The 18,043-nt window shown below is 72.2% G+C and carries 14 protein-coding genes; 8 read left to right on the top strand and 6 right to left on the bottom strand.

From position 1 onward, the window contains the following. Nucleotides 1–179: 179 nt before the first annotated feature. Both lon and ACU6WZ_RS07610 read left to right on the top strand, forming a co-directional pair. The gene (gene lon / locus ACU6WZ_RS07615) at nt 180–2,585 is read left to right on the top strand and encodes an endopeptidase La (protein WP_447032357.1); all 2,406 of its coding nucleotides are present in this window, start codon (nt 180–182) and stop codon (nt 2,583–2,585) included. Nucleotides 2,586–2,625: 40 nt separating this feature from the next. Further along, the gene (locus ACU6WZ_RS07610; RefSeq protein ID WP_447032356.1) at nt 2,626–3,120 is read left to right on the top strand and encodes a MarR family winged helix-turn-helix transcriptional regulator; all 495 of its coding nucleotides are present in this window, start codon (nt 2,626–2,628) and stop codon (nt 3,118–3,120) included. Nucleotides 3,121–3,378: 258 nt separating this feature from the next. Here the strand turns inward: ACU6WZ_RS07610 and ACU6WZ_RS07605 are convergent, their stop codons facing one another. Beyond that, the gene (locus ACU6WZ_RS07605; protein WP_447032355.1) at nt 3,379–4,167 is read right to left on the bottom strand and encodes a hypothetical protein; all 789 of its coding nucleotides are present in this window, start codon (nt 4,165–4,167) and stop codon (nt 3,379–3,381) included. 392 nt (nt 4,168–4,559) lie between these two features. On the opposite strand from ACU6WZ_RS07605, the gene ACU6WZ_RS07600 reads away from it, so the two are divergent. The 5 genes from ACU6WZ_RS07600 (at nt 4,560) to ACU6WZ_RS07580 (ending at nt 10,388) form a co-directional block, all read left to right on the top strand. Continuing rightward, nucleotides 4,560–7,400 carry a sensor histidine kinase gene (locus ACU6WZ_RS07600; protein WP_447032354.1) on the top strand — a complete coding sequence of 947 codons (2,841 nt, stop codon included), beginning with the start codon at nt 4,560–4,562 and terminating at the stop codon, nt 7,398–7,400. Then, on the top strand, nt 7,397–7,885 hold the full coding sequence (locus ACU6WZ_RS07595; RefSeq protein WP_447032353.1) for a roadblock/LC7 domain-containing protein: 489 nt from the start codon (nt 7,397–7,399) through the stop codon (nt 7,883–7,885). Before ACU6WZ_RS07600 ends, ACU6WZ_RS07595 begins: the two co-directional genes overlap by 4 nt. Continuing rightward, nucleotides 7,882–8,289 (top strand): DUF742 domain-containing protein, encoded by a 408-nt coding sequence (locus tag ACU6WZ_RS07590; RefSeq protein WP_447032352.1) that lies wholly within the window; start codon nt 7,882–7,884, stop codon nt 8,287–8,289. The genes ACU6WZ_RS07595 and ACU6WZ_RS07590 overlap by 4 nt, the downstream gene beginning before the upstream one ends. Before the next feature lie 127 nt (nt 8,290–8,416). Then, nucleotides 8,417–9,052 carry a GTP-binding protein gene (locus ACU6WZ_RS07585; RefSeq protein ID WP_447033914.1) on the top strand — a complete coding sequence of 212 codons (636 nt, stop codon included), beginning with the start codon at nt 8,417–8,419 and terminating at the stop codon, nt 9,050–9,052. Between the two features lie 103 nt (nt 9,053–9,155). Beyond that, nucleotides 9,156–10,388 carry a styrene monooxygenase/indole monooxygenase family protein gene (locus ACU6WZ_RS07580; RefSeq protein WP_447032351.1) on the top strand — a complete coding sequence of 411 codons (1,233 nt, stop codon included), beginning with the start codon at nt 9,156–9,158 and terminating at the stop codon, nt 10,386–10,388. 106 nt (nt 10,389–10,494) lie between these two features. Here ACU6WZ_RS07580 and ACU6WZ_RS07575 read toward each other — a convergent pair whose 3' ends face one another. The 4 genes from ACU6WZ_RS07575 to ACU6WZ_RS07560 all read right to left on the bottom strand — a co-directional run bounded on the left by ACU6WZ_RS07575 (nt 10,495) and on the right by ACU6WZ_RS07560 (nt 16,061). Beyond that, nucleotides 10,495–11,793: a C40 family peptidase gene (locus ACU6WZ_RS07575; protein WP_447032350.1), complete on the bottom strand. Its 1,299-nt coding sequence runs from the start codon at nt 11,791–11,793 to the stop codon at nt 10,495–10,497. A 166-nt stretch (nt 11,794–11,959) separates the two neighbouring features. Further along, entirely contained in the window at nt 11,960–14,452 is a 2,493-nt protein-coding gene (locus tag ACU6WZ_RS07570; RefSeq protein ID WP_447032349.1) for an outer membrane protein assembly factor BamB family protein, read from the bottom strand. A gap of 344 nt (nt 14,453–14,796) precedes the next feature. Then, nucleotides 14,797–15,072, bottom strand: coding sequence for a DUF8847 domain-containing protein (locus ACU6WZ_RS07565; RefSeq protein WP_447032348.1), 276 nt, complete (start codon nt 15,070–15,072; stop codon nt 14,797–14,799). A 59-nt stretch (nt 15,073–15,131) separates the two neighbouring features. Then, nucleotides 15,132–16,061: an AurF N-oxygenase family protein gene (locus ACU6WZ_RS07560; RefSeq protein WP_447032347.1), complete on the bottom strand. Its 930-nt coding sequence runs from the start codon at nt 16,059–16,061 to the stop codon at nt 15,132–15,134. A gap of 298 nt (nt 16,062–16,359) precedes the next feature. Here ACU6WZ_RS07560 and ACU6WZ_RS07555 point away from each other — a divergent pair, with 298 nt between their 5' ends. Continuing rightward, nucleotides 16,360–17,502 (top strand): ferritin-like domain-containing protein, encoded by a 1,143-nt coding sequence (locus ACU6WZ_RS07555; RefSeq protein ID WP_447032346.1) that lies wholly within the window; start codon nt 16,360–16,362, stop codon nt 17,500–17,502. A gap of 1 nt (nt 17,503) precedes the next feature. On the opposite strand, the gene ACU6WZ_RS07550 is transcribed toward ACU6WZ_RS07555, so the two are convergent. Next, nucleotides 17,504–17,989, bottom strand: coding sequence for a DUF3291 domain-containing protein (locus ACU6WZ_RS07550; protein WP_447032345.1), 486 nt, complete (start codon nt 17,987–17,989; stop codon nt 17,504–17,506). Between the last annotated feature and the right edge of the window lie 54 nt (nt 17,990–18,043).

Below are 18,043 nucleotides of genomic sequence, written 5' to 3'. Positions count from 1 at the left end.
GTGCTGCCCAGCGATTTTCCGCCGCCCCCGCACCGCCCGCCGCCCCCGCCACCTCGCCGCTTCACCCTCCCGAACGGTGATCGCTCACAGCGAACGCCGTACGCGCCCGCGCCGGGAACATTCGGTCGCTCACAAGCATTGAGTCCACATAGCTCAACTTGACTGCCGAAGGGGAGATCATGGCATCGACGTCCCACCCGCTCACCCTGCCCGTGCTGCCGCTCGACGACGAGGTAGTGCTGCCGGGAATGGTGGTGCCCCTGGACCTGTCCGACGCTGACGTGCGTGCCGCGGTGGAGGCCGCTCAGGCCGCCGTCCGTTCCGGTGGCAACAAGCCGGAGGTCCTGCTCGTTCCGCGCATCGACGGTACGTACGCCGCCACCGGCGTCCTCGGCACCGTCGAACAGGTCGGGCGGCTCTCCGACGGCGACCCCGGCGCCCTGATCCGCGGCCGGAGCCGGGTCAGGATCGGGGCCGGCACCACCGGCCCCGGGGCCGCGCTCTGGGTCGAGGGCACCCGCGTCGAGGAGACGCTGCCCGACCCGCTTCCGGGCTCGGTCGCCGAGCTGGTCAGGGAGTACAAGGCGCTGGCCACCAGCTGGCTCAAGAAGCGGGGGGCCTGGCAGGTCGTGGACCGCGTGCAGCAGATCGACGGCGTCTCCGCCCTCGCCGACAACTCCGGGTACTCGCCCTTCCTCACCACCGGGCAGAAGGTGGAACTCCTGGAGACCGCTGACCCGGTGGTCCGACTGGGACTCGCCGTGAAGTGGCTGAGTGAGCACCTGGCGGAGCAGGACGTGGCCGAGTCCATCGCCAAGGACGTGCAGGACGGCGTGGACAAGCAGCAGCGGGAGTTCCTGCTGCGCCGCCAGCTCGACGCCGTACGCAAGGAACTGCGGGAGATCAACGGCCAGGACGGCGCCGAGGACGAGTCCGACGACTACCGCACCCGCGTCGAGGCCGCCGACCTCCCCGAGAAGGTGCGCGAGGCCGCACTCAAGGAGGTCGACAAGCTGGAGCGGTCCTCCGACCAGTCGCCCGAGGGGTCGTGGATTCGCACCTGGCTCGACACCGTGCTCGAACTGCCCTGGAACGAAAGGACCGAGGACCAGTACGACATCCGGGGCGCCAAGGCCGTCCTGGACGCCGAGCACGCGGGCCTGGACGACGTGAAGGAGCGCATCACCGAGTACCTCGCGGTGCGCAAGCGCCGCGCGGGCCGCGGCCTCGGTGTCGTCGGCGGCCGTCGCGGCGGCGCGGTGCTGGCCCTGGTCGGGCCGCCCGGTGTCGGAAAGACCTCGCTCGGCCAGTCCGTCGCGCACGCGATGGGCCGCGAGTTCGTACGGGTCGCGCTCGGCGGCGTACGCGACGAGGCGGAGATCCGCGGACACCGGCGTACGTACGTCGGCGCCCTGCCGGGACGCATCGTGCGCGCGATCAAGGAAGCCGGGTCGATGAACCCCGTCGTCCTGCTCGACGAGATCGACAAGGTCGGCTCCGACTTCCGCGGCGACCCGGCCGCAGCGCTGCTCGAAGTCCTCGACCCCGCGCAGAACCACACCTTCCGCGACCACTACCTGGAGGTCGAACTCGACCTGAGCGACGTCGTCTTCCTCGCCACCGCGAACGTCCTGGAAGCCATCCCGGAGGCGCTGCTCGACCGCATGGAACTGGTGCGGCTCGACGGCTACACCGAGGACGAGAAGGTCGTCATCGCCCGCGACCACCTGCTGCCGCGCCAGCTGGAGCGGGCCGGCCTGGAGCCCGGTGAGGTGACCCTGGACGACTCGGCGCTGCGCAAGCTCGCCGGCGAGTACACCCGGGAGGCGGGCGTACGGAACCTGGAGCGTTCCGTGGCGCGCCTGCTGCGCAAGGTGGCCGCCGAGCACGAACTGGGCGAGCGGAAGCTGCCGTTCACGGTCGGGGACCAGGATCTGCGCGGGCTGATCGGAAGGCCGCACCACGTTCCCGAGTCCGCTCAGGACCCGGCCGAGCGCCGCACGGCGGTGCCGGGCGTGGCCACCGGGCTCGCGGTCACGGGCGCGGGCGGTGACGTGCTGTTCGTCGAGGCGTCACTGGCCGACGAGGAGACGGGCGGAGCGGGGCTGACGCTCACGGGCCAGCTCGGCGACGTCATGAAGGAGTCCGCCCAGATCGCGCTCTCGTTCCTGCGCTCGCACGGAGCGGAACTGGAGCTTCCGGTAGCGGACCTCAAGGACCGGGGCGTACACATCCACTTCCCCGCGGGTGCGGTCCCCAAGGACGGCCCGAGCGCCGGCATCACGATGACGACGGCGCTCGCCTCACTCCTGTCCGGCAGGCAGGTGCGTACGGACGTGGCGATGACGGGCGAGGTGTCCCTGACCGGGCGCGTCCTGCCGATCGGCGGGCTGAAGCAGAAGCTGCTCGCGGCCCACCGGGCGGGTACGACGACGGTCGTGATCCCGAAGCGGAACGAGGCCGACCTGGACGACGTACCGGACGAGATCCTCGACAAGCTGGAGATCCACCCGGTGACCGACGTCCGCCAGGTCCTGGAGATCGCGCTGGCCCCGGCGGAGGTGGCGGTGCCGGTGGCGGCGTAGGGCGGCGTGGGGGAGGGCGCGCGGCTGAAATACTGGCGAGATGACTCCTGACGTGCACGCAAGCAGACGGGCGGACGACGCGTGCGCCCCGGAAGCGGAGAGCGTGGACCACGAATTTCTCGCTCTGGAGCGTGAACTGGCGCTGTTTCTGCGCCGGGCCCGCGCCTCCTCCGGAGACATGGCGCGCGAGGTGCACCCGGAGCTGGAACCGGCGGCGTACGGACTGCTCGTACGGCTCGACGAGGTGGACCGGCAGCGGGCGACGGAGCTGGCGGCGTGGTTCGGCGTCGGCAAGGCGACGATGAGCCGGCAACTGCGCGCGCTGGAGGAACTCGGCCTGGTGGTACGGGAGCCGGACCCGGCGGACGGTCGCGCGTCGCTCGTGGCGCTCACGGGGGAGGGCCGGGCGCGCTTCCGGCAGGTGCGGGATGCCCGGCGGGCGCGGTACAGGCGGAAGCTGGCGGGCTGGGACCGGGGCGAAGTGGCGGAACTGGCGCGGCTGCTGCACCAGCTGAACACGCGGGCGGAGGGCTGACGCCGGCCCTTTCGGGGGGGCGCCGCCCCCAACCCCGCGATGTGGGCCACTTCAAGCTCGTCGAGGGGGCCCCTCCCGTGCCCCTCAGGCCATGGGGGAGATTGAGGACACGCCCGCGGAGCGTCCGGGGCCCGGGGCTTGCCCCGGTTCGGGAAGGGGCGGGCAGGGGAACAGCCCCGCAGGGCAGCCGCGCCCCCGCTCCCCGCTCCCCGCTCCCCGCCCCCCGCTCACCGCGCCCCCGCTCCAGGCGCCGCCCGCTCAAAGCTCCGCCCAGACCACCGCTGCGTCATCGTGGCGCTTCCAGCGCCGAAGCAGCGGCGCCGCCCCCACACCCCCATCCGCCTCCAGCGACCGGACGCGCTCGATGAGCCCCCGTGCCCCCTCCTTGCGCAGCACGCCCACGCAGTCCGCCCAGTCGCCCGCCGCGAACATGTCCACCCACCGCGTCGCCCCGTCGCTCAGCGCCGCCAGCGCCCGTACGTCCGACCGCGCGGTCGACCCCGTCACGGCCCGCGCAGCCACGGCCGGATCCGCCGCCGCGGTGAAGAAGCCGCCCTCGGCGTTGCGCAGGGCGTCCGTCGCCGCGAGGGAGGACAGCGTCTCGCGCGGGATCAGATCGAGTCGGTCGTCGAGCACCGCGCGCACCGCGCCCTCGGGGGACTCCAGGAGCAGTGCGGAGTCCGACAGCACGAGGTGCTCGACCGCCTCCGCGCCCCAACGCGCCAGGACGACGGTTGCCTGAGGTGTGCGAACGTGAGAAAGGTCACACGTCGATCGGTGTGCGTCGGCGGTCCGGGCGATGGCCTGCGCCAGGATCTCGCCGAGCGTCACATCCCGCCGCGAAGCGGACAATTCGATCAGTGCGCCGCCCAGCCTCGCCGTGAACCAGCTGACCGTGTGCACGCACCCGTCGCCACCCGCCGGCGGTGTCACCCCGTCCAGTAGTACGAGCGTTCCGCCCTGGCCGTCGGCAGGCAGGGCGACGGACGCCCAGTCCTCATTGGGGCGTTCGGGGTCGCCGGGGGCCGTGGCCACTTCGGTGCGCATGGGGCCAAGTCTGCACGGGATCCGCACGGCGTCCGCACGGCCGTCCGACGGCGCCCCGGTGCGGTCGAGTTGGCCCGTACCAGCAGCCGAGAGGCCGGGTTTATGGGTGAAATGACACACTCCGTGACGCTGCGGGGGCACATCCTGCCAAAGCCCGGGCGGAACTTCCAGCCGGTGGCCGCGAGGTCCTCGGGCGGGCCGTATCGGAAGTTGTTCGCCAACTCCGAAGTGCTGTTCACTCGTTCGGGTGGCGGAGCTGGTGATGCGCGTCTTCTTCCCAAAAGCGCTGGAATGGTCAGAAGCCATTCAGGGGCCGTTGGGGGCGAGGCGCTCGTTCAGGTGACCAGTCGTCACCTCGGCCACGTGAGCAGACGAGTCAAGCAAGAACAAGAATGCGAGCACCGGTGCAGAAAAAGCGGCCTCGGGGCGGCAGCGGTAGCGGTAACGGCGAGCGGACCGAGGGGGCCGAAGCGACCGGGCAGGCCAGGCAGGCAGGCCAGGCCGGACGGGCTGTCCGAGTACGCAGCCGGCTCGTCGCCGGAGTGGCCGCCGTCGGCGTCACCGTGCTCGCCGCGGGTGCGCCCGCCGTCCTCAGCGCGTCCTCGGAACTCTCCGAGTCCCAGCGCCTGGTCACCCTCGCCGAGCTGAACCGGCAGGCGGTCACCCTCGCCCACTCCCTCGCCGACGAACGCGACGACGTCACCGCGTACATCGCGGCCGGACGCGGCGGCAAGGGCAGCGGCGACGGCAAGGGGCTCTCGGAGAGCCGCAGCGCCCGTGTCGACCGGCAGATGGACGAGATCGAGGCCGTCGCCCCGGCGGCACTGCGCCGCGACCTCGCCGCGATCCCCGGCATCCGCCGCGCCGCCCTGACCGGCAAGGGCACCCCGCTGGAGGCCCACAAGGCGTACACCGGGGCGATCGAGAAGCTCCAGGACCTGTCCGGTGAGCTGGCCGACAGGACGCCGCCGCGCGCCGCCCAGGCCACCCGGGCACCCCTCGCGCTCGGTCACGCCGTCGAGCAGGCCGCCGCGACCCGCGGACTGCTGCTCGCCGCGCTGTCCGTGCCGCGCGAGAACCCCGGCAGCCGCGTCGACCCCGTCACCGGGCTCCTCGTCCCCGTCGAGGAGGACCCTGACTCCCCGGACGCCCGCGCGCGCGATGAGCTGGGCGCCGCCGCCCAGCGTTCCCGGGTGCGCGAACTCGCCGCGCTCGCCGACTTCGACCAGGCAGCGGGATCGGCCGCCCGTGAGTCGCTCCGGGCCACCGTCACCGGCCACGAGGTCAGGACTGCCGAGCAGTACCTCGCGCGCCTCACCGACCAGCCGACGCTCTCCGACTCCGAGCGCAGGACCGATCCCGCGAAGGCCGAGGCGGCGCTCTCCGCGCGTATCGACCTGATGCGTGGCGTCGAGTCCTCCCTCGGCTCCGCGCAGGTCCAGCGGCTCTCGCAGCTGCGCGACGACGACGTCACGGCGCTGGAGATCCGCATCGCCGTCGCGGGCGCCTGCCTGCTGTTCGCCGTCGGCGTCAGCACCGCCGTCGCCCGCACCCTCACCCGCCCGCTGGCCGTACTGCGGCTCGGCGCCGCCCGGCTGGCCGCCGAACCGCAGACCGCGGGCGGCGAGGCACCCGAGCCGCCGGAGCCGGTCCGCTTCACCGGCCGCAACGACGAGTTCGCCCAGGTCGTACGGTCCCTCAACACGCTGCACGGCAGGCTCGCCGAGGCCGGTGCCCGCGCCCGCAAGCTCGCCGGTGACCGTACGCACCTGATCGGCCAGCGCGAGACACTCGCCGCTGAACGCGCCGAACTCCAGGCGCGCGTCGCCGAGTCGGCCGCCCAGCTGGAGCGGATGCGCCACGCCGTCCACTCCACCTTCGTCAACCTCTCCCTGCGCACGCTCAGCGTCGTCGAGCGCCAGCTCGGTGTCATCGAGAGCCTGGAGGAGCGGGAGCAGGACCCCGAGCGCCTGTCGACCCTCTTCAAGCTCGACCACATGGCGACCGTCATACGCCGCCACGGTGAGAACCTGCTGGTCCTCGCCGGAACCGAGCACGGTCAGGGCCAGCAGGGCCCGGTGCCGCTCGTCGACGTACTGCGGGCGGCCGTCAGCGAGATCGAGCGGTACGAGCGGGTGGCCATCCAGTCGATCCCGCCGCACGCCCAGATCGCGGGTTTCGCCGCCAACGACCTCAGCCACCTGCTCGCGGAGCTGCTGGAGAACGCGACCTCCTTCTCCCCGCCGGACGCCCAGGTGCAGCTCTCCGGTTGGCTGTTGGAGAGCGGCGAAGTCATGCTCTCGGTGCAGGACGAGGGCATCGGCATGGCCTCGGAGCGCGTCACCGAGCTGAACGCCCGGCTCGGCGACCCCGCATCGTACGAGCCGGGGGACGGCGCCGACGGCGGCATCGGCCTGCACGTCGCGGCGCTGCTGGCCGCGCGCCACGGCGTACGGGTGACGCTGCGGGAGCAGAAGCAGGGCGGGGTCGCCGCGGTCGTCGTCCTGCCCGACGCGCTGCTGCCGTCCGCGCCGCCCAACGCCACTCCGCCGCCGGTGCTGGTGGCCGGGGACGCGCCCACGCTGAACCTGCCGGGGTCGGTGGCCGAGGCCAACTCCAACGCGCTGCCGGGTCGCGGGGCACCGGACGCCGGGCCGGATCCGCTGGTCGTCGCGGCCGAGCGGACGCTGCGCGCCGAGGCCGGGAAGCCCGGGCCGTACGACATCGGCCCCGACACGCATGAGCGGGCCGCAGACGGGCACGCGGACGCCGTGGCTTCGAACACCGTGGCGCCGGCCGACGACGCACCGCTCGACGAGCCGACCCGCACCATGCGCCTGCCCAGGCAGCCCGCCGAGGCCCCGGCCGAACCCGGCGGCGGGGCGGTTGGAGCAGCCGGAGCCGCCGACCCGGCCGTCCTCGCGCGGACCGAGGTGGAGCCCGTCACCGACAAGGGGCTGCCCAAGCGGACCCCCAAGATCGTGCAGTCGGGCCCCGAGCAGGCCAAGGAGCACTCGGGCAGCGTCGACGCCGAGGCGCTGCGTCGCAGGCTCGGCGGCTTCCACCAGGGCTCCGTCAAGGGCCGTCGCGACGTAGAAGCAGAGCTCGCAGACGGCTCGGACCGCTCGGACGGCGGCTCAGGCAGCACGCGCAACGCAGACCACGCAGACAACGCAGGCAGCGGGGACCGTCCAGAGACCGAGGGGGACACCGTTGAGGAGGCACGCAGTTGACTGCGTCCAGCACGTTCGGGCTGAGTAGCCAGGCCCGTAATCTCCATTGGCTGTTGAGCAATCTCGTCGAAGAGGTGCCGGGACTCCTCTCGGTCGCCGTCGTGTCGTCCGACGGGCTGCTCCTGCTGTCCTCCGACCCCGAGCGAAACCTCGGCCCGGCCGAACACTCGCCCGCCCGCAGCGACGGCCCGAAGGGTTCCAGCGCAGACCTGGCGACCATCGTCTCCGGCGTCGCCAGCCTCACCCAGGGCGCGGCGAAACTCATGGACAGCGGCGACGTCAAGCAGACGATGATCGCGATGGAGGCGGGCAGCGTCTTCATCTCGGCGATCAGCGACGGCTCCCTGCTCGGCGTGCACGGCGCGCCGGACTGCGACATGAGCGTCGTGGCGTACCACATGGCGCTCTTCGTCGGCCGGGCCGGCCACGTCCTCACCCCCGAACTCCGCAGCGAGCTGCGCAAATCGATGGAGAGCGCCCAGTGAGCCCGTCCCTCACCGCCAAACTTCCCGTACGCGGCGAAGGCCGCAGGCCCGCTCGCGTACGCCCGTACTCGCTCACCGGCGGCCGCACCCGTTTCACACACGTCCTGCTCGTCGAGACCTTCGTCGCGGCGCTCGACGCACCCGAGGAGCGACGCGAACTGACCAACGGCGGGCTGCAGACCCGCGTCATGCCGGAGATGCGCGCCATCGTCGAACTGTGCCGCCGCATGCGCACGGTCGCCGAGGTCTCCGCGCTGCTGAAGATGCCGCTCGGCGTGGTCCGCGTGCTGCTCAGCGACCTCGCCGACCAGGGAAAGATCCGTGTGTACGGGACCGGGCACGCCCCGGGCCAGCCCAACCGCGCTTTGCTCGAAAGGGTGCTTGGTGGACTCCGCCGTCTCTGAGACCTTCCCTGCCCGTACCACCGGGCACGCAGCCCCGCCCGAGGCGCCGGCCCGGCCGCAGGCCCCCCAGGTCCCGCCGTCCGAACCCGCTCTGCCGTCCGAACCTGCTCTGCCGTCCGAACCTGCTCTGCCGTCCGAACCTGCTCTGCCGTCCGAGCCCGCTCTGCCGTCCGAGGCGGACGAGGGCGCTCAGGCCTGGCAGACCGACCGCACCCGGGCCCCCATAGCCACGAAGATCGTGGTCGCGGGCGGCTTCGGCGTCGGCAAGACGACCTTCGTCGGTTCGGTCTCCGAGATCACCCCGCTCAAGACCGAAGCGCTGATGACCACGGCGAGCGAGGAGACCGACGACCTCTCCTCCACACCCGACAAGATCAGCACGACCGTCGCCATGGACTTCGGCCGCGTCACCCTCGACGACGACCTCGTGCTGTACGTCTTCGGTACGCCCGGCCAGCAGCGTTTCTGGTTCATGTGGGACGACCTGGTGCGCGGCGCGATCGGCGCGATCGTCATGGCCGACACCCGGCGCCTGTCCGACTGTTTCCCCGCGCTCGACTACTTCGAGAGCTGCGGGCTGCCGTACATCGTCGCCGTCAACCACTTCGAGGGAACGGCGGCCTACGAGGCCGAGGACGTCAGGGAAGCCCTGACCGTACCCCCGCGGGTACCGGTTGTGATCATGGACGCGCGCAACCGGATCACGGTGGTCGAGTCGCTGCTCGCCCTCGTCGGCCACGCGCTCGCCGTCACGCCTGACTAGGGCCTGTCCGGCGGATCATCGCCGGGGTCGCTGCCCGACCCTGATCCACTGGACAGGCCCTGGCGCCGTACCCCCGAACAGCTACGCAAACGGAGAACCCGCCATGCGGAAGATACTCATCGTCGGAGCCGGCCAGTCCGGGCTCCAGCTCGCCCTCGGCCTCCAGACCCGCGGGTACGAGGTCACCCTGATGTCGAACCGCACGGCGGACGAGATCCGGTCCGGCCGGGTCATGTCCACACAGTGCATGTTCGACACCGCCCTCCAGCACGAGCGCGACCTGCAGATCAACTTCTGGGAGTCGCAGGCGCCGCGCATCCAGGGCGTCGGCGTGTCCGTCGCCGCACCGGACTCCTCCCGCGCCGTCGACTGGGTCGGCAAGCTGGACGGTTACGCCCAGTCCGTCGACCAGCGCGTGAAGATGGCGGGCTGGATGGAGACGTTCGCGCAGCGCGGCGGTCAGCTCGTCATCCACGGCGCGGCCGTCTCCGACCTCGACTACTTCTCGCGCACGTACGACCTGGTCATGGTGTCGGCGGGCAAGGGCGAGCTGGTCTCGATGTTCGGCCGCGACGCGTCCCGTTCGCCGTACGACGCCCCGCAGCGCGCCCTGGCCGTCGCGTACGTCCACGGGCTCGGCCCGCGCCCCGAGCACCCGGACTTCGACGCGGTTCGCTGCAACCTGGTCCCGGGCGTCGGCGAGCTGTTCGTGATGCCGACCCTCACCATCTCGGGCCGCGCGGACATCCTCTTCTGGGAGGGCGTCCCGGGTGGTCCCGTGGACGCGTTCAAGGGCGTCAAGGACCCCTCCGAGCACCTGTCACTCACGCTGGAGCTGATGGAGAAGTTCCTGCCGTGGGAGTACGCCCGCGCGACGAAGGTCGAGCTGACGGACGCGAACGGGACACTGGCCGGGCAGTACGCCCCCACGGTCCGCAACCCCGTCGGCCGGCTGCCCGGCGGCGGCCTGGTCCTGGGCGTGGCGGACGTGGTCGTCGCCAACGACCCGGTGACGGGCCAGGGCTCCAACTCGGCTGCCAAGTGCGCCGCTTCGTACCTCGAATCCATCACCTCGCACGGTGACGCGGCCTTCGACGAGGCGTGGATGCGGTCCACCTTCGACCGCTACTGGGACACCGCGCAGCACGTCACCAAGTGGACGAACGCGATGCTGGGCGTCCCCCCGGAGCACGTCCTGAACCTGATCGGCGCGGCCGGCTCGCTGCCGCCGGTCGCGAACCGGTTCGCGAACGGCTTCGACAACCCGGCGGACTTCGAGAACTTCTTCTACGATCCGGAGAAGACGAACGCGTACCTGGCCGAGGCCGCCGTCTAGGACCGGCCGGCAGCAGGGGCCCGGGGCGCGTGGGCGCAAGCTCACGCCCCCGGCTCACGCCCCCGGCTCACGCCCCCGGCTCACGCCCCCGGCTCACGCCCCCGGCTCACGCCCCCGGCTCCGCCCCCGGCGCTCCCTCCGCCCCGTACCCCGCGTCCGCCCCGTCCTGTGCCCCGCGTGGCAGCTTCGGCGGGGTGTAGAACGCCAGCGGCCCCTGCAGCGGGTCGGGGCGGACCGCGCCCAGCAGCGGATTCGCCGCGATCGGCGAGACCTTCACTCGCGCTCCGGGCCGCGGGGCCTGCACGACCAGCCCCTCGCCCAGGTAGATCGCCACATGCGTCGCCTTGGGGAAGTACACCACCAGGTCGCCCGGCCGCAGCGCCCGCAACGACACCTTCGGCAGCTGCCGCCACTGCTCCTGGCTCGTCCGTGGGATCTCCCGGCCCGCTTGCGCCCACGCCCGCGAGGTGAGCCCCGAGCAGTCGAAGGACCCGGGCCCCTCCGCCCCCCACACGTACGGCTTCCCGATCTGCCGGACGGCGTACGCCACCGCCTGGCCCCCCAGCCGCGACGGCGCCCGCGTCGGCGCGGAGCCGGGGCTGCCGAGTGCCCCGGAGGTGAGCAGGTCGCGCTGTGCGCCCTCGGTGTTCTGCTGCTCCAGCCGCGCCAGGTCCGCGAGCTGGTCCGCTGTCAGCGACGCCAGCATCTCCTCGACCTCCCGCAGCCGTGCGGTGACCGTGTCGCGTTGCTTCCTCTGCTGCGCGGCGAGGACCTGCCGCCGTTCGAGCGCGCGCCGCTCCCGCGTCGCCAGCTGACCCGCCCGCCGCTCACCGCCCGCCAGCCGCGCGATCGACTCCGCCCGGTCGGCGGCGGCCCGCTGGAGCACGTGGCCCTGGGCGAGCGCGGTCTGCGGGTCCCGCGACAGCAGCAGCCGCAGGTAGGAGGAGAGTTCGGTCCTGCCCTGGTACTGCTCGCGCGCCAGCTGCCCAGCCGCGCTCCGGCTCTCGGCGAGCGCGTCCCGGGCCTTCGACAGTCCCGCGGTCACCTTCTTCACTTCGCCGAGCTGCTCCTTGACGGACTCCTCCGTCGCTTTGTACGCCTCACCGGCCTCTTCGGCCCGCTGGTACAGCTTCTGGAGCTCCGTCAGCAGCTCGGCGATCCCCGGCTCGCCGTCGGTGGCTGGATCGGAGGAGGGCTCGGTGGTTGAGTCTGCGTGGTCGGCGGCCGGGGCGCCATCGCCATCGCCATCACCATCACCATCGCCATCGGCGGCGGCGGTCGCGGGAGGTGACGGGACGGGAGCGCCCGGAACCGCGAGGGACGGTGCCGGTAGCGCCGCGAGCACTGTGGCGGCGGCCAGGGCCACCGTACAGACGGACTGGGAGAGTCTGAGCCTGCCTGACACGTCATCACCTCCGGTTGCGGGCCGAGCGGGTCCGGCCTTCAGGTGATGATGTGCAGTGCTGTCGCCGCCATGAGTCGGTGACTGGTCGGGTTGGTCCAACACCATCACCCGTGGCGGGCCGATCCGGAGAACCCCCGGCGTGGCGCGCGCTCGCGGTGGCTGCCCGTCAGGCGAGCGGAAGCGCGTAAAAGTTGCTGCCACGCCACAGCGCCACCGAGGTGCCGTACGTCTGTGTCTGGTAGGAGGCCTCGGTCTCCCGTGCGCCCGGGGCGGGGATGCCGGCGTCCTGGAACTTCCACAGCCGCCGCCCGTCGCGCGCGCCGATCGCGGTGACCTGCACCGAGTTGACCGCCAGCACCGTGCGGCCGGTGCTGCTGAGGACGACCGAAGGCGTGGTCCGGAACGGGTACTCGGTGTCGCGCCGCCATCGCGCCGCGCCGGTGGCGGTGTCGACGGCGTACACCTCGTTGTCGTCGCCGGGGACGTACAGCGTCCTGCCGCTCACGGCGCCGCGTCCGAAGCCGTAGGGGGCCTCGTCGCCGCGTCGGGAGGTGTTCTTGAGCCGCCAGAGCGCTTGGCCGGTGCGGGTGTCGAACGCCTGCAGGTCGCCGTCCACCGCCGCGTACAGCCGTCCCGAGGGGTCGTCCGTCGTGCCCGCCCCCGGTCGGACGCCGGGGAAGTACCTGCGTGACAGCGTCCGGCCGCTCTTGCGGTCGACGAGAAGATACGCCGACCTGCCCTTGGCCTTCTTTTTCTCCGCCGCCGTCACGGAGTCCGAGTCCTGGCGCAGGAGCAGGGCGTCGGGTCGGATGCCGACGGCGGTGTAGCGGGGTGTGGAGCCCGGGCGGGCGCCGGGCAGCTCGGACCGCCAGAGCTGCTTGCGGGCAGCCGTGTCGTAGGCGAAGAGGTACGTACGGCCGGCCGCTTCCTTCTTCTTCGCGCCGCGTGGCGGCTCGACGCGTCCGGTGAACCAGACGACGTGCCGGTCGGCGCCCACCTTCGGGCCGAGGGTGACCTCGCCCCCCTTGTCCTTGCCCCCCTCGGCCAGCAGGGGCCGGTACGGTTCCCGGTGCGCGATCCGCCCGTCCTTGGCGGACAGCCACACGAAGTCGTCGCGGGTGATGACGAAGCAGTGGTCGGCGTCGGCGGCCTCGGGGGCGTACGACGTGCCGGCCGCCTCCTGCTCCCACAGGCGGGCGCCCGTACGCAGATCCACTCCGGTGGTCAGCTCCTTGCCCGGGATCAGCAGCACCCGGTCGCGCCAGACGCGGGCGGGCGGGGTGTCGCCGGTGAGTTGGACGCGGTGCCGGTAGTGCCAGAGCGGATCGGGTGCGACCCCGGCGACCGACTTCCGGCGTACGCCGGACCTGGCTTCCGGGGCCCGCTCCTGGTCGGCTCCGCCGCCGGTCAGCGCCAGCGCGCCAGCACCGCCGAGCACGATCCCGGCCACCCCGGCGGCGACCCCGGCGAACAGCTCCCGCCGACTCGCGGCGGGGCGGCGGGGGCCGAGGGAGGCGGCGGCGGGCGGGCCGGGGAGCGCGGGGGGGCCCGGCAAAGCGGGCAGGGCGGGCAAGGCGGGTAGCGCGGGCTGCGGGGGAGCGGGGACTCGGGCGAGCGTGAGTGTGGAGGTGGGCGGGAGCGGGGCGGGGGGCTGCGCGGCGGGCCGGGGCCGGCGCAGACGCCGGGTCACCCCACTCCCGACGTCGGCGGCGTCGGCCTGGTCGGGTGCGGGAGAAACCGCCACCGCCCGCTCCTGCGACTCCAGCGCCCACGTCACCCGCCCCGGCAGCCAGCCGCCGCGGGCCATCCGCGCCGCCCCCTCCAGCGCCAGCTCCGCCGCCACCGCCCCCGGCCCTGGCCGGTCCCCGGGCGACTTGGCCAGGCAGCGCCCCACCAGCGCCCGCAACTCCTGCGGGACGGAGCCGAGTTCAGGTTCGTCCCGCGCGATCCGTTCGGCCGCGGCCGCCGCCCCCTGCGGCCCCGCCGCCAGCGGCGTCGCCCCCGTCGCTGCGTATGCCAGCAGCAGCCCCAGCACGAAGATGTCGGACGCGGGACCGGGTTCCTCGCCCGCCAGCTGCTCCGGGGTCAGGTAGCCGAGACGCACCGACAGCTGACCCTCAGGACCCGCTTCGGCGGTCGCGGCCGCGCCGAGCGCGCCGAACGCCGTAAGGCGTGGCCCGTCCGCGGCCAGCAGCACGGTGTCGGCGGCGAGGCCGTGCAGTACCGCACCGGTCGCGTGCACCCGGGACAGGGTCTCGGCGAGGGCTGCACCGAGTACGCGCACCGCTCGCTCGGGCAGTGGTCCGGCAAGCGCCACGGCCTCGCCCAGGGCCAGCGCGGGCACGTACGCGCTCGCCGTCCACAGCTCCGGTCCCTCGGCGCACGAATCCAGCGTCGCCTGCACCCAGCCCCCGGCCAGCCGTTCGGCGAGCTGTGCCTCGGCCTTGAAACGTCGGCGGAACGCGGGCAGCCCGGCCAGCTCGGGCCGCGCCACAGCCACCACGAACAGAGCGCCGTCGTGAGCCCCGTTGCGGGCAGCGGCAGCGGCATCGTCGCCCTGTCGCGCCACGAACTGCACGGCGCCGGCAGTCTCCCGCAGCCGCCCCAGCACGGCGTACGGCCCGATGCGGCGCGGATCGTCCTGACGCAGCGCTTCCACAGCGCACCCCCCCGTGGTTCCCGTGGCGGGGCCGGGCCGCTCCTCAGGTCACGGCGGCCACGCCCGGCACAACCGCCGATCTTACGGCCTGGTGCGCGAGGGGGTGTCTGACGATTCCCCGCGGCGTCCGGCACGCACGCTGGCAGCGTTGCCGAAAAGCCCTGGTAGCTCCGCTACGAGGACTGTCCGGCGCCTTGCGATCGCACGCACCGGACGCCGCTCCTTGACCCACGGGGAATTGTCGGACACCCCCTAATAGCTCCGCTATGAGGACGCTCCGCCGCCTTGCGATGCACCGCATCCGACGCCGCGGGCTGATCCGCCCCCTATCGCGCACCAGGCCGTTATGGGGTGCTGTCCGGCTTCGACCAGGGCCATCTCGGCCGGTGACGGTCACGCCCGTCCGGGGCGTACTCGTACCGCCACCCCCGCTGGAGCCCCAGCCGCCTGGTGTGGCCGGCGGCGACGCGCAGGTAGGCGTACACCGTCGGCGGGCCGCCTCCGTCGTCCGGCACCGGCACCTCATACCACTTCGGCGGGTGCCCGGTCGGCCCGACGAGGACCGGCAGCACCCGCCCGTCCAGGGGGCCGCCCACGAAGGGCGTGTTCTCGCTTCTCACCGGACCAGTCTCCCAGCCCGTGCCCCAGCCTGTGCCCTACCCCGGCCCCCGCTCCACCGTCAGGCAAGCAGCCCCGAGCTCTTCCAGAGCCTGCGTCCGACGCCCTGCAGCACTCCGATGTCGTCCAGGAAGTCGGTGAGCCGCCGGGCGCCGTTCTGCATGACCTCCGCGCGGTGACCGCTCACCTTGACCTGGGCGACTGCCTCGCGGCGGTCGAGCCCGACGTTCTCGTACACCTGCGGGTTCACGAAACACGTCGAGAAGACCCGTGCCGCCTCACCGCAGCTGACCCGGGTGAGCTCGCGCTCCCATGCCGGTGCCGTCACCATCTGGCGGCGCAACTCCTCGCGGGCGTACCGGACATGACGCGCCTCCTCGACCACATGGATACGCGTCACGCCGCGCACCAGCGTCTGGACGCGCTCGTCCGGGAAGGTCAGGCGCTGCATCCAGTCGAGAATCTCCTCGCCGAGCAGTGTCGCCGCGAACGAACCGGGCGTCGTCGAGACGGTCTTCAGGAGCCGCGCCAGATTGTGGTAGAGCCGCGGCACGGGGTACGCGGGCGCCCCGCCCTTCTGGATCATCTTCGCGAACATCATCGAGTGCCGGCACTCATCGGCGATCTCGGTGAGCGCGTACCGCACGTGGTTGCTGGTCACAGACTTGTCGTAGATGTGCCTGACCAGCAGCTGCATCAGGATGATCTCGAACCAGATGCCGAGGGAGGCCAGCGAGGCCGCCTCGTGCCTGGCCAGTTCCATGCGCTGCTCCTCGGACATCTTCCGCCACAGGGGAGTGTCGTAGAGCGATACGAGCTCAGGCGGCCAGAACCACTTGCCCTCCTCCAGCGGCGCGGCCCAGTCGAGTTCGGTGTCGGGGTCGAAGGAGTGCTTGGCGGACGACTCCAACAGGCGCTCGGCGACCTGCTCACGGTCCTTGAGCAGGCCGAGTGCGTCCCTGAGTACGTCGCGTTCGGTCACTGTCGTCATCGCGGGGGCACCTCACGGGTCACAGGGGATACGGCAGGGATACGGCAGGGATACGGCAGGGATACGGAAGGGATTCGGCAGAGATGGAGCGGGGGTACGGCGGTGGCCGCGGCCGCGGCGGCCGCACGCAACTCTTATGAGACTGCCTGTCAGTAAGCGAGTCAATCCCTCGCGCACGACTTGTTGACCGGTCGTCTATCACCGTGTGACTCTGCCAACTGGCTTCCCTGCCAAGGAAGACGGCGGCAAACGCCACCACGAGGAACCACCGAGAGGGACCACCGAGAGGGAGTCGTCAGTGTCGACGCACGAGCTCTACACGAACGCCCCGTCCGCCCCGCTCTGGGAGGTGCCGGCCACCGGCTCGGCCCGTTTCACCTGGGAGTACGACGAAGGCCGGGCCCGCCTCCTGGCGCTCTACCAGAAGGGCAAGGATAAGCAGTGGGACGGCGCCACCCGCATCGACTGGGGCCTGGAAGTCGACCCGTACGACCCGCTCGGCAGCCCCGACGAGGCGCTCAGCCTGCACGGCACCCGCCACTGGGCGAAGATGACCGAGAGGGACAAGGGCGAGCTGCGCCGGCACTACTCCTCCTGGCAGTTCAGCCAGTTCCTGCACGGCGAGCAGGGCGCGATGGTGTGCGCGGCGCGGATCGTCGAGTCCGTGCCCGACCTGGACGCGAAGCTGTACTCCGCGACGCAGACGATGGACGAGGCCCGGCACGCGGAGATCTACAGCCGCTTCCTGCACGACAAGATCGGGATGCTCTACCCGGTCAACGACAGCCTGCAGAGCCTGCTGGGCGACACCCTGCGCGACTCCCGCTGGGACATGCCGTACCTGGGCATGCAGGTTCTCATCGAGGGCCTGGCCCTCGCCGCGTTCGGCATGATCCGCGACACCACCGACAAGCCGCTGCCCAAGCAGATCCTCGCGTACGTCATGCAGGACGAGGCCCGTCATGTGGCCTTCGGGCGCATGGCCCTGCGCGACTACTACAAGCAGCTGTCCGACGCGGAGCTCCGCGAGCGCGAGGAATTCGTCATCGAGGGCTGCTACTTGATGCGCGACCGGCTGCGCGGGGTCGAAGTCCTGCAGAACTTCGGCATCCCCCGGCAGGAGGCGGAGGAACTCTCCGAGAACAACGAATTCCTCCACCTCTTCCGCAAGCTGCTTTTCAGCCGCATCGTGCCGTGCGTGAAGGACATCGGCCTGTGGGGCCCGCGTCTTCAGCAGGCGTACGTCGACATGGGCGTCTTCGAGATGGGGAACTCCAGCCTGGACCTCCTCATGACCCAGGACGAGGAGATAGCGGAAGCCCTCGACCAGCAGCGCTTCGAGGCAGAGGAGCGGGAGCGCCTCGCCGAGATAGACGCGGCGATCGCGGCGGGCGCGGCGGACACAGCGCGTACGGCTGACGAGCCGGCGGCGGCCGGCTGAATCAGCCCCCGCCCGGCGCGGGGAAGGAGGTGCGCAGCGTGAAAACGTCGGGCGTCGCACCGTGCTCCCGCAGGTGGAGGAGCGCCTTCTCGGCCTCCTCCACCGTCGGGCGGTGCCCGGCCTCGACCCACCACAGCGCCGTCATCGCCTCCTTCACCCGCTCGAACCACTCACCGCGCCTGCCGAGCAGTTCACGGTGCTGCCCCTGGTACATGAAGGCGGTCAGGGCATTGGTGTCGCGCCACACCGAGAGGTTCACGATCAGCCAGTCGTCCCCGAACACCGGCACGTCCGTCGCGTTCCCGGCCGGAGTCCTCAGCCGCCATATGAAGCCGTCGGCTTCCTCGGCCATCGCGTTGACCGGGTCGAGGGCGTCCACGAAGTCCTTCAACTCCGCCGAGTCCAGCCGGAATCTGAGCCGCGAGATGTTCACCTGGGCAAGCTCGTACACGGGGGTCTCGTGTGCGGGGGCGGATGCAGTCGTCATGGGCGCACGGTAGGCGGCGGCGCGGCGCCGGTCCCCGCCGTTTCGCCCAGCGAG

It is taken from the genome of Streptomyces hypolithicus (assembly GCF_052934925.1).
The sequence above is the reverse complement of the archived record's forward strand: the minus strand, read 5'-3'. Positions and strand labels throughout refer to the sequence as shown.